Genomic DNA, 12,846 nt, shown 5'->3' with positions numbered 1-12,846 from the left:
CATTTTTGTGTAAAAACGTGGACACAGGAGCCGTTTTTAGTCGATATTCCGCACCGGCCCATTCATTTTCTATAATTGGGGGCATGCCGGATTGGTGGAAGAATTTTTCTTGGGAGAGGCTTTTCGACTCTATTGCAGAGCGTTCCCCCTCCTTTGTAAAGGTCATGGTCGTGACCGGGAAGTCGTTCCTGTACTACCACGGAATGACCCGCGCGGCAAGCCTCACCTACACCACCCTGGTCGCAGTCGTCCCCCTGCTCATATTGCTCACCTCCATCACCCTCGCCGTCGGGTTCGGCGGATTCGTGTCGGACTACCTGCCCATACTGCTCGACATGCTCAACCTGGACTGGCCCACCGAGCAAGTCCAGAACATCGTCGAGAACGCGGAACATATCCCCATCGGAAAGCTCGGGTTTATCGGCGCCCTAGGCCTCTTCGTGACGTTCATCCTCGCCTTCGGGAGCCTCGAGACGAACTTCAACGTGGTGTGGGAGGTCAAGACCTCGCGCACCGTCATCCGGCAAATCCAGGTCTACACCCCCTTCCTGCTTATATTCGCAGGCTTTATCGGGATGTTCGCGGGATTCGTGAACCACGTGCAGGACGTGCTCACCATGATTATCGTGGACGGTTTCCACTTTTCGCCCCAGCTGCTCAAGATTCTCATCACGGCGTTCTGGTACATCGCGTTCCACACCGCGGCGATGCTCCTCATATTCCTGATGCTCTATGCCCTGCCCGCAAGGAGCCTGCGGCAGCGCGAAACCGGCAAGGCGCCCCCCTACCGCAAGCGCAAGCTGTTCGGCTACTCGCTCATGACGACCATCATCGCATGGATTTGCATCAATATCTACGTGAAGATCCTCATGCTCATCCAGACAGCGATGGTCACCCGCATGTCCATCTTCTACGGCTCGCTTGCCTTTATCCCGCTGTTCCTGTTCCTGCTCTTTGGCGTGTGGTCGATTATCCTGTGCGGCAACAGCCTCGTGTGGACCATCTGCTACTGGCCGGAATCGTCTGAAAAGAAATGGAACTGGAACGCAACCCTGGAGGACATCCACAATGCTCAACGGAACGAAGAAAAGAAGTAGATTCACGGCGAAATTCGCCTTCGCGCTTGCGCTGGTGCTTTCGCTCTCGGGAACAAGCTTTGCCGAACTGGCGGGCATGGGCGATTCGAACGCCCCCACCGAGGAAAAGTCCGAAAGGGGCATCAAGGCCCTCATCGGCATCGGTGGCGGAAACTCCATGATCACCGACGATGGGACTATCTTCATGGCACTCCGCATAGGCCTTGACTTCGGCAAGTTGCTCTCGGCCGGCATGTGGTACGTAACTACCATCAGCGACGTGCGCAACTACAACGTGCCCCAGAAGCAGCTCGTGAACTACAACTCGTTCGGCGCGTTCGTGGAACTCTTCCCGCTCCGCTTCAATGAACAGATGTCCGTTTCCGTGCCCATCAGGGTCGGTGGCGGCGCCGTGAACGCTCTCGAGAACGGCGACGAGGGCTTCGAATCCGAGGACTACTTCTTCGTGGCCGACATGGCGGCACACTTCAACTACCGCATTACCAGGATGCTCGAAGTGTCTATCGGTGGCGGTTACCGCATGTTCGCAGGCATCGAGGAGAACAACCTCGAGAACATGGACTTCTGCACGCCGTTCGGAGAACTCCGCTTTACCATTAGGGAGTAAACAATGTGAGATGTGAAATGTGAGGTGTGAAATGACACATCCCACATTACTCATTACACATTTCACATTACCAATAGGGTAACTTGTGGCCGGTTCGAGTTTCATTTCTATACGCGGGTGCCGCCTGCACAACCTAAAGAACGTGGATGCCCAGTTCCCGCTGGGGCGCATCACCATCGTTTGCGGCCCCTCGGGGTGCGGGAAGTCGACCCTCGTACTTGATACCCTGCACGGGGAATCCAAGCGGCGCTACCTGGAGACGCTCTCCCCGTTTGCGGCGGAATTGCTCGGCGGGAGGCGGATAATCCCGCTAGACAGTGCCGAAGGGCTACCCGCGAGCCTTGCCGTAGGGCCAAGCCACGGAGAGACGCCCGCAAAGGCTTACGCACTGAGCATCTCGGAATGCGATTCCACTTTGCGCGCCCTGTTTGCGGCATACGCAAAGCCCGCCTGCCCTATTTGCGGGAAGCCCATGGAAAGCATGAGCCGCGAAGGCATTATCCGCGAAATCGCGGGCTTGCCCCAGGGGAGCAAGTTGCAGTTCCTCGCGCGAATCGACCCTTCGACAAGCTCAGGGACCAATCCCAACCTCGACAAGCTATCGGCGGTGTTCCTGGCGCAGGGGTTCACCCGTGCACTGGCCGACGGAGTAAGCTATTCGCTTGCAGACCTGACCGAATCCGAACGCAGAATTGCCCCTGAAGAATTCTTCATCGTGGTGGACCGCGTGATTGTCCGCGAGAACACGCGCACCCGTATAGCCGAGGCCGTCGACGGGGTCCTGAAGCTCACGCACGGGGAACTCACGCTCGATAATGGCGGGGAGCGCAGGGTCTACAGCACGCAACCCAGATGCCCTGACCACGGGGCTGGGCTCATGAGACCGCTTTTGCCCGAAGACTTTTCGCCCTATAGCCGCACGAGCGCCTGCCCCGAATGCAACGGCACCGGGAGCATCGAAAGCAAATCCGCAGATGCAGGCCCAGGGATTGCGCGGGCCACCGAAGGCGGCGAGGAATGCCCGAAATGCCACGGGCTCCGGCTGAACAAGAGTATATTGAACGCCAGCATTGAATCCACCACCTGGCAGGACATTTTAAGCACGCCTTTCGCGGAACTCGAAAGCCGACTGCACGCCCTGCTCGACACGCGACTCACCGCAAAACAGATACCCGCGTTCCGCACGCTTACCGACCGCATACAGGCGGTGGTTGACCTCGGGATTGGTTACCTTACGGCAGGGCGTGCAGGGGCCACCCTCTCGGGTGGCGAAGTCCAAAGACTTCGGCTTTCGAGCCTCAGCACCGGGCACCTGAACAACCTGCTGATTGTCCTCGACGAGCCCGCAAGCGGATTGCACCAGAGCGATGTCGACGCCCTCTGGAAAGTCCTCAAGAAGGTGCAATCCCGCGGAAACACGCTCGTGCTTATAGACCACAACCCCGCCCTCATCAGACGCGCCGACTGGATAATAGAAATGGGGCCCGGCGCCGGAGAAAAAGGCGGCGAGATTCTGCTGCAAGGGAAGGCGAAAGATGTGCTGGAGAACCCGCAGTCGCCTACGGGAGCGTGGATTCGATTGCTGGACAAAGAACAAAGATCCCCGACCATGCTTCGGCAACGCTCAGCACAGGCGTCGGGGATGACAGAAAGCAAGCAGAGTAAGACATCGAAAAGGAGAATGCCGGCCATCGATATCGAGAACTTTGCGATGTTCGATATGAAGCCGGTCACCGCGCACTTCCCGGTACAAAAGTTCAGCGTCGTCACGGGCCAAAGCGGTAGCGGCAAGTCCACGCTGTTCTTCAGGAACCTGGTCCCGCGCGCCAGCCGGGGCGAATTCGACAACCTCGGCATACAGGCGCTCTCCGTGCTTTCTACGGGCGACTTCCACGGGAACCGCCGCAGCACCGTCGCCTCGGCAATCAACCTGAACACGATTCTGCGCGACCTGTTCGCGAAACTCCCCGAAAGCAAGGTGCGCGGCTACACCGCAAGCAAGTTCGCGACGCATGCCCCCGGCGGCCGCTGCGAAAACTGCAAGGGAGAAGGCGTAATTCTCGACCCCGCAGGCTACGAGGAATCGGAGTGCCCCGTATGCCTCGGCAGGCGCTTCAAGGACGAGATTCTCGAGGTTCGCTTCAAGTCGCTTTCTATAGCCGACATCCTCGACCTGGAAGTCGGTGAAGCCTACAAGTTGTTCACGAACCTTAAACCGTTTGCGGATAAACTAAAACCGCTCGTGGATACGGGACTTGACTATCTGAAACTCGGGCAGACCACGACGCACCTTTCCGGAGGGGAACGCGCCCGCTTGCGCCTTTCCATTGCGCTTGCACGTGCAAAAGCCCCAAACACGCTGTTCCTTTTCGACGAACCCGCACGCGGACTCCATCAAAAGGATATCCAGCACCTGCTCAACCTTATCCATGGCCTCACCGAAGCGGGCCATACCGTCATTGCCATCGAGCACGCACAGGATTTCGTGAACGCCGCCGACTACGTGGTGGAACTCAGCAGAAATTAAAGCGTCTTGGTAATCGCAAGTTCGTTGTGGTCGCCGTTCCTGCGGTAGCACACGCTGTCCATCGTCTTCTTGACAATGAAAATCCCGAGGCCGCCAATCTCGCGGTCTTCCGCGGAAAGCGACACATCGGGATCCGCCTGCCTGAGCGGATCGAAGGGCGAACCGTTATCGATAAACGTGAGCCTTGCCTCGAGCGTCGCCTTGCGGATTTCGACAATCAGGGTCACTTCCGTCGCGCCCGAGAACTTCACGATATTGCTGTAGATTTCGTCAATCGCGATGTTAATCTGCATCTGCGACTTCATGGACGGGTCCATCGGGGCAAGGATACCCTCGACGAACGTGGTAAGCACTTCCTGGTTTTCGGGAATCACGTCCACAATCTTCTCGTAACGCTGCCAGGCATCGCGCATCTGCATCTTCTTCTCGCCATCCATCGGCGTGAGGATTCCTTCCACGAACGACTTGAGTTCGCCGCGCTTTCCGTCACCAACGTTAACGGTCTTCTCGTAGCGTTCCCACACGGGCTCGTCGTTACCGACAAACTTCACAGCAAGCATCGTGATATCGTCGAACTGCGGGGCGCCCTGCACAAAGGTATCGATTTCCTTCTTGACAAATCCGCAAATCTTGGAGGTTCCCAAATCGCCACCCTTCTTCACGGAACTCAACAGGCGCTGGTCGCCGAAAAGTTCATCGTTGTTGTTTGTCGCCTCGGTCACGCCATCGGTGTACATGAACAAGGTATCGCCCGACTTGAGGTCAAAGGTCTGCGACTCGTAAACGGTATGTTCCATGGCGGCCATGACAAGTCCGGACTTGCTCGGAATAAACTCGACAGAACCGTCGCTGTGGCGCACGACCGGCGGGTTGTGCCCAGCGGACGCAAACTCGATGCGGCCCGAGCGCAGGTCGATAATGCCCATCCAAACCGTCACGAACATATTCAGCCTGTTGCGCCTTGCAAGTGCATAGTTCGCAGACGCAAACGTCTTTTCCACGCTCTTCGTGTTCTTCGCCATAATGCGAAGCATGATTCGGGAAACCATCATGAAAAGCGATGCAGGCACGCCCTTGCCGGACACGTCGCCCACCACAACGCACAGGTGGTCGTTATCGATCTTGAAGTAGTCGTAGAAGTCGCCGCCAACTTCCTTCGCCGGTTGCAGGAACTGCGAAAGTTCGTGGCGGTCATCATCGGAATTTTCCTCGCGTTCCTCGCCCGGGAGCATCGACAATTGAATATCGCGCGCCAAATCGAGTTCACGCTCGATGCGCTTCACGTCCTTTTCCGCTTCCACGTAGTTCTTGAGGGAATCCAGCATGTTCTTGAACGCACCCGCGAATTCGGACACCTCGTCGTGCCCAGAAATCTTGGGAATTTCCACATTGAAGTCGCCCTTGCCGAGCCGCTTCGCCGCCAACGCGAGATCCTTGAGCGGCTTGGTCACCCTGAACGAGATGAACAGCATAAAGAAAAGCAGTATGACATAGCCTGCCACTGCAAGCCCAACGAAAAGCTTAAACAGGGCCTGACGGTCCTCGTACCACTGCTGTACAGGCCAGGCAACCAGGAACGTCCAGTCGTTCGACGTCATCGTGGTGTAGTAAATGGCCGCGTCCATCCCTGCGACATTACCCAAGATAAGGCCCTTCGTCTTCTTGACGCTCCTATCGAAATCTGCAAGATCGTCACCGACAAGTTCCCTGACCTTCATTTCGTCAGCAGTTCTCCCGCCAGCAACAGCCTTCGGGTAAGCAACCGGGACATTCTTCGACGAGAGAATCATGGCAAAACCCGAATTGGATACCGGAATCGAGGAAACCGTTCCCTTGAGGAAATCAATCGAGATATCAATGGCAAGGACACCGACCAGGACATCCTCGCCCGCCTTATCCTTGCGGAATATGGGGACCGTATAGACGGCGATAGGCTCCGGGACAAATTCACCGATAAACGGTTCCTGCCAGCGGGCAGTCTTGGTATCCCTCGTGCTCTTGTACCATTCATGAACATCGTAGTTGGCACCGGCGACAAGCTTGCTCTCGTTATTAACAAAGTAGGCCAGCCTCATGTAGTCGCCCTTCTTGGTTTCAGGGCCCTTGCCGGGTTCCCACGCCGTGACCACCGCAATAATCTGGGGGACGGAATTCCTCGCGACTTCCAAGGAGCGCAGAAGGTAGTTGTCGAGTTCTTCGCGCGTCATTTCTTGCGAGCCCAGCCTCGCGGCAATTTCCTCGCCGATTGTCTTAGCGGCATCAAAAATCGAGTTGATATAGGTTACACTCGCTTCGCTAGTCTGCTCGCCATTATCTATCGTCATCTGTTCGAGTTTTCCGTTCATCTTCGACGTCATGATGCCGAAAATCGTGCCGACGACAACCGTGACGACTATAAGAATCATCATGGTCTGTTTGAACGCGAGACCGCGGAAGTAGAATCCCATAGAAACCTGCCCTTTACGTTTTTAAGAAATATATGTAAAAAGTGGCGGATTGTCGCCGCCACCCTAGAAATTATCGTTACTATATCCAGCCCTGGGCCACCGCAAGGCGCGTGATGGCCATGCTGATGGTCCCCGTACCGCCGATAAAAAGTGCAATCATAAAGAATTGGTTAGTGGTTGGTGATTAGTGGTTAGGGCCGAAGGTCCGTGGTTAGGATTCTGAAACTCGTCATGTTCGCGAAGGCGAACATCTGCTAGACAACTGTGAGCGGATCCTCACATTCGTGAGGATGACGAAAAGGGTTTTATTTTTCATTTCTCACAACTGGCTCCTCATAACCCATCACATACTTCACACTACACATTTTTATAGCGTCGCGTGTGCTGCGATCTTGTAAATCGCGGTGACGTCCTTCGCCTTGAGCGGGACAAAGCCCCAGCCGTCGCCCGGATTCAGTTTTTCGACCATCTTCGGGATATCCTCTTCCTTCGCGCCGAGTTCGGCGAAGTTAATCGGCATGCCGATGGAATGCAGGAAGCGGCGGAAGGCCTTGATGCCCTCGAGGGCGGTGGCCTTCGGGTTCTCGAAGTTCATCTCGCAGCCGAACACGCGGGTAGCCATCTGGGCAAAGCGCATCACGTTGTGGTCTACCACATATTCCATCCAAGCGGGCATGATGACCGCAAGGCCCGCGCCATGGGCGCAGTCGTAAAGCGCCGAAAGTTCGTGCTCGATGGCGTGGCTGTTCCAGTCCTGACTGCGCCCGCAGCCCACAACGCCGTTGTGGGCTACCGTCCCCGCCCACATGATGTTCGCACGCACCTGGTAGTTGGCGGGGTCGGCAATGGCGCGCGGGCCCTCCTTCACCATCGTGAGGAGCACAGCTTCGCACAGGCGGTCGGTAATTTCCACTTCCAGCGTGTTCGTGAAGTAGCGTTCAAAGACGTGGGCCATGATGTCGGTAATGCCGCAGGCCGTCTGGTAGGCGGGCAACGTGCAAAGGAGCGCCGGATTCTGCACCGCAAACTTCGGACGAATGTGCTCGCTGCTCGCGCCGCGCTTGAGCATGCCATCTTCCTTGGTCACCACGGAATCGCCGCTGCCCTCGGAACCGGCCGCCGCAATCGTCTGCACCACGCCAATCGGGAGCGCGCATGCAGCAGATGCCTTGCCCTCGTAAAAATCCCAGAAATCGCCCTTGCAAGGAACACCCATCGCGATGGCCTTGGAACTGTCGATCGTAGAGCCGCCGCCCACTGCAAGGATAAAGTCAATGCCATTTTCACGGACAATTTCGATGCCCTTGTACACGAGCGAATCGTGCGGATTCGGCTTCACGCCGCCAAGCTCCACATGCGGGACTCCAACAGCATCGAGGCTAGCTTTCACGCGGTCGATGAGGCCCGAACGCACCGCAGAGCCACCACCGTAATGGATCAGCACCTTCGTGCCGCCGTACTTCTTGACAAGCGCACCGCATTCATTTTCGCGGTCCATGCCGAATACAAATTCCGTGGGGCTGTAGAAATTGAAATTTTCCATGTTCCATCCTTTTTCTTGTTTTTGCCTAAAAAATACAAGAATTAAGCCGAAAAAGCGAACAATTTCGGCATTTTTCTGTGTACAGGGGGAAACAGGCTAAGCCACTTGTTTTCTCTTCTTCCTTTTTGTATATTCCTTCCCAAACACCAGAAAGGGTGCTATTAGATGATCGCTATCCGCGCAAGCGGGGCGGTCTTTTTTGTTTTAAAAAGGAATTGAAAATGACAAAAAACAAGAAAAAGACAGAAATGGTTACAGTGAAACCAGAATTTTCACTGATTGACGAGAACTTGCTCAAGTCGAGGATTTACACCATCCGCGGGGTAAAAGTGATGCTCGACGCCGATTTGGCGGAAATTTACGGGTATAGTACCAGTAGATTCAATGAGCAGGTAAAATACAATCTTGACCGCTTTGATGAAGATTTTCGTTTTCAATTAACCCGTGAAGAATCTACAAACTTGATATCGGAAATTCCGATATCAAGATGGGGAGGAACTCGTAAGCCGCCCTACGCCTTTACCGAGCAGGGCATATACATGCTCATGACAGTTCTTAAAGGCGAGCAGGCAGTAGCCCAGAGCAAGGCGCTCATCCGCCTTTTCAAACGGTTAAAGGATTACGCCGTTTCGGAAGGTCTGTTGCTTCATGGCTCGGAAGTCACCCCGCTAGCGTTGCAGACCGCCCAGAACACAAGGGATATTGCCGACGTATCGGCAGATGTCAAGGTCCTTTCTGGCGAGGTACATGAAATGCGCGGCGAATTCAGCAAGATGAACATGAACCTCCAGAAGGTCATGGAAAATTTCGTGGACCCGAGCACCCACAAGCATTTCTTGATTCTAAACGGCCAGCGGCTGGAAGCAGACATCGCCTACACCCAGATCTACGGCATGGCGAAGAAATCCATCACGATTATCGATGACTATATCGGCGTGAAGACGCTTGACCTGCTGCGCCAAATCGAGAAGGGAGTATCCGTGACAATCTATAGCGACAACCGCAGTTTTGAAGCCCTGACGAAACAGATGCAGAAGGATTTTCTTGCCGTGCGCCCCGATGTAAAACTTGCCATGAACAAGACAAAGGACAAATTCCACGACCGCTACATCTTCTTGGATTACGGCCTGAAAAGCGAGAAACTATTCCACTGCGGAGCATCTTCAAAGGATGCTGGCAACAAGATTACCACCATTATGCAAATCGAACAATCGCAGGCATACCACTGCATTATGGAGATGCTGATGAAAAAGTGAAATGTTTATTGAATTCTATTCCCCGAACAATTCATCAAGTTTCTGCTTCAGCGTTCCTTCTTTTGCGTAGGGCAGGGCGTCGAATTGCTTGAAGTTATGCTTGAGTTCGTCGGTGTTGTCGGCAAAACCCAAGATAAAACTTGTAGCAATTTTGTAGATGATTTCAGTTGGGGCAAGGCCATATACCTGATGTTCAAAGATATGCTTTAGGCGTTCCTTATCATTGGGGAATAGCTCTTTCATTTTCTTACTTTGATAGAGCCTCTTGACAATCTCCGTAATATACAAACCTGATTTCATGTACAGGTCAATGAAAGTCTTGTCCTTGTCATCGAAGCAGCCGGGATTTTCCTGTTCCAGCATATCGACCATGCGTTTCACGACATCTTTCGGCGTGAAGATTTGGTTCGTTTTTTGCGGCGGGATATAATCGAAGATATCCTCGATGCTCTTTTCATCAAAATAATCTGCCAATTTCTTTTTGAGCGACAGGAATTCTTTTACGGAATCATCAAAAACAACGGAATCAAAGAGTTGTCCCTTGAACTCCTTTTCTTCGCCCGTTTCGGAATCCTTGTATTTGCCGCCATCGCGCAAAAAGCGGAACTGTTCCAAGGTGATGCTTGTGACTTCAAGGAACACGTTGCCAGGAATCTTGTTGTCGAAGGTTGCGAGCGTTACCGTTTCGTCGCCATAGGCCATGAGGAACGAAGGAATAGTGCGAGAGAAGCCGCGCAGGTGATCACGTATGCCATCTTCGATGGTGTCGCGTTCGCGTTCCTTGATTTTTGTTTCAACCGTCTTTACGATTTCCTTGACTGAATCCTTTGCAAAGTCATCGACAACAGAATTGATTTCGGCCTTAAACTTGGTTCTTGCCTCTTCCTGCTTTTTCTCGAACTCTTTTTCAATTTCCTTCGTGGTCTTACCGGTTTCGTGTCTATTCTGCATTGCCTCGACACGTTCTTTTTCAATCACATTCTGTTCAATTTCGTAGTTCTTGACAGTTTTATCAACAATACGGTCCACTTCGGAATTCAGTTTTGATTCCACTTGGCGTTTATCCGAAGGTTTCATGTCGGAGCCGTAATTATCTTGAACAGTCTGGACGACGTCCTTGACAATCTTATCCTTTACAAATTCCTTTAAACGGTCTTTTAGATAATCTTGTTTGGACGGTTCACGAACTTCGGCAATTACTTCATCTACTCCGCCCTTGACATCATAAAGTTTGGGACCAAAGATATCGGCAGCAACGCCAATTACATATTCATCGTCCAAATTGACATTGCCGTTTTCGTCAAGTCCCAAGTCCTTCTTGACTTCTTCAGACAAATTGACGTTCTGTTTAGGTTTTTGTTCTCCGATAGGATCAAATTGCTCAATAATATCGAGGACTTCCTTGGGAGCTGAGAACACGTTATTGATGTTCTGGAACAAGAAGTTGCTCATGAAGCCTCTGCGAACCACTTCAACGGACTTAATCTTACGCGGAATCGAGAGAACCTTTTCGGCATCAAGCTCAATGAGTTCGCCATTTTCGTCTTCCCCGATAACAGGGAAGAAATTGAGTAATTCGCGAATATTCTTCTTTCGGGTTTCGACATCTCCACGACCAGACGATGTATTGGGCGAAAGATCGTTTGCAAATTCTTCGAAGATTATAAGCGTTCTTGCCGGGTCAAAGTCAAATACATATGCATTTTCTTTGCGTTTACTTTTCGTACCGGTGCGGAAGAGACAAGGATTCTGTGCTCTGAAAGCGGCTTGCATATAAAGTGAGGGCGATTTCACATTGCTGAGCATAAGCACTGCCGTCCATTCAGGAATGGTAACGCCTGTGGTTAGCTGACCGACAGACAATGTAATGGTCTTTTCGTTTTCGGCAATCGCTTTCCTGACCTTATCGAAAGATTTCTCGTTTTCGTCATCATCGTCAACGCGGCCATCACCTGCAGCAAGGACTATTTCGTAATCCTTGAAAACTGGATGTTCATGAAGTTTCTTTGCCAAAAGCCTTGCGCTTTCGACCCTGTCAAGGAGCCAGAAGGAGTGCTTAATTTCATCGCGCAATTCCTGCGTCGAGAACGGGAATCTTTTCTGTGTCGTGAGAGCGTCTAGGAATTTATCGACAGAAGAACCATGGACGAATTTTCCATTTTCAACCTTGAAAAACTCGTTAAGGTCGAATGCATATTCTACCGTTTCACCGTTAAGTTCCATCTTCTGCGAAAGTTCATCATGAACAATCTCCGACATTTGATAGGTATAGAGACTGAGCGTCGGGAGCACTGCATATGGGTTCTCTATTTCGTTAGAATTGTCCCAATCACGTTTGCTTTTTTGCTCGTCGGCGTAGGTATAATTGAATATGGCGTCATCGTTAAACTTATTGTTTGCAAGAGCCTTGAATGGAGTTCCCGAAAGATGCAGCGTGAAATTGCGCTTGATGCGATCGAACGCCACGTCGGTCTTGTAGGTATCAACACCTTCATGGGCTTCGTCGATAACAAGCAAATCCCAGTTGGTATCTTTAATTTCTTGGAGCTTATCGAACTTGCCTCCGAAATAGACAGAGCCTTTCAAGTCTTGAAGCGAGGCAAAGTAGATAAGACCGAGTACCGGCAATTTCTTCTTTTCGCGAGATATCTTGTCTTTTGCAAATTCGTCATAAGAGATGACGTTCTTCTTGTTCTTGACACCGTCAACATCGCTTACGAAGAAATACTTTGATTCACGCCCGATGAACTTTGCGTAATCCGAATACCAACTGTTCGCGATGGCGGGCCTGTTTGTCACAATAAGGACTGTCTTGGCGCCGATTCGCTTCATAAAGTCATAGACGGCCAAAGTCTTTCCGAAGCGGGGCTTTGCATTCCATAAGAATTCCCCTTTTTCGTGAGATTCCCTGTAAGCCTTGGTCAATGACACGGCTTTTTCTTGTTCGGCGCGGAGGGTGTATGGGATAATTGCCTGTTCTTGTTCAAAGATTCCACGATTGAGACGAAAATCGTAGAACTTAGATCTTGAATCTTCTGGAGTGATGTAGAACCATTCGTTTCGATCGTTCTTGTCAAAATATTCATTCCCCAGATCCATCGGCTGCTTGACATCGTTCTTGCGCAAGTAGGCGTGGAAGGCATGGTCGTCGAAAGTTTCTCCCGAGCCATCATCAAAAACAGCGTTGCCCTGCCATTCAATTTTGGCCTTGACGCCTGCCGTATGCGTCTGTTGGTAAACACGGTCTTCGACTTTCTGTTCCGTATAACCGATTTTGGTATAGCCTTCGTGGTAGGTAATACCCGGAGTGGTATAGGCATATATCATCGGGACAACATCTTTCGCTGTCTTGATATTTGGAGTCTGCAT

Annotated in this window: 7 protein-coding genes; 4 read left to right on the top strand and 3 right to left on the bottom strand. The window is 52.3% G+C overall.

Annotated features, from left to right (window positions below; all coding sequences use genetic code 11):
- Positions 1 to 83 precede the first annotated feature (83 nt).
- From BUB22_RS04120 to BUB22_RS04110, 3 genes are all read left to right on the top strand, one after another.
- A complete protein-coding gene (locus tag BUB22_RS04120; RefSeq protein WP_072811254.1) occupies positions 84 to 1,097 on the top strand; it encodes a YihY/virulence factor BrkB family protein in 1,014 nt (337 codons plus the stop codon).
- Positions 1,069 to 1,704, top strand: a complete 636-nt coding sequence (locus BUB22_RS04115; protein ID WP_073114049.1) for a hypothetical protein — start codon at positions 1,069 to 1,071, stop codon at positions 1,702 to 1,704. The genes BUB22_RS04120 and BUB22_RS04115 overlap by 29 nt, the downstream gene beginning before the upstream one ends.
- An 85-nt stretch (positions 1,705 to 1,789) precedes the next feature.
- Complete coding sequence (locus tag BUB22_RS04110; protein ID WP_073114048.1) at positions 1,790 to 4,231, top strand: excinuclease ABC subunit UvrA; 2,442 nt, start codon at positions 1,790 to 1,792, stop codon at positions 4,229 to 4,231.
- Here the strand turns inward: BUB22_RS04110 and BUB22_RS04105 are convergent.
- A complete protein-coding gene (locus BUB22_RS04105; protein WP_073114047.1) occupies positions 4,228 to 6,678 on the bottom strand; it encodes a SpoIIE family protein phosphatase in 2,451 nt (816 codons plus the stop codon). The genes BUB22_RS04110 and BUB22_RS04105 overlap by 4 nt on opposite strands.
- A gap of 367 nt (positions 6,679 to 7,045) precedes the next feature.
- Positions 7,046 to 8,221 (bottom strand): iron-containing alcohol dehydrogenase, encoded by a 1,176-nt coding sequence (locus tag BUB22_RS04100; protein WP_073114046.1) that lies wholly within the window; start codon positions 8,219 to 8,221, stop codon positions 7,046 to 7,048.
- A 221-nt stretch (positions 8,222 to 8,442) separates the two neighbouring features.
- On the opposite strand from BUB22_RS04100, the gene BUB22_RS04095 reads away from it, so the two are divergent.
- Positions 8,443 to 9,477: an ORF6N domain-containing protein gene (locus tag BUB22_RS04095; protein ID WP_217650345.1), complete on the top strand. Its 1,035-nt coding sequence runs from the start codon at positions 8,443 to 8,445 to the stop codon at positions 9,475 to 9,477.
- A 15-nt stretch (positions 9,478 to 9,492) separates the two neighbouring features.
- Here the strand turns inward: BUB22_RS04095 and BUB22_RS04090 are convergent, their stop codons facing one another.
- Positions 9,493 to 12,846 carry a DEAD/DEAH box helicase family protein gene (locus BUB22_RS04090; protein WP_371586808.1) on the bottom strand — a complete coding sequence of 1,118 codons (3,354 nt, stop codon included), beginning with the start codon at positions 12,844 to 12,846 and terminating at the stop codon, positions 9,493 to 9,495.

Source organism: Fibrobacter sp. UWCM, from assembly GCF_900129735.1.
Classification (GTDB): Bacteria; Fibrobacterota; Fibrobacteria; order Fibrobacterales; family Fibrobacteraceae; genus Fibrobacter.
This window is presented reverse-complemented; position numbering and strand designations above follow the sequence as displayed.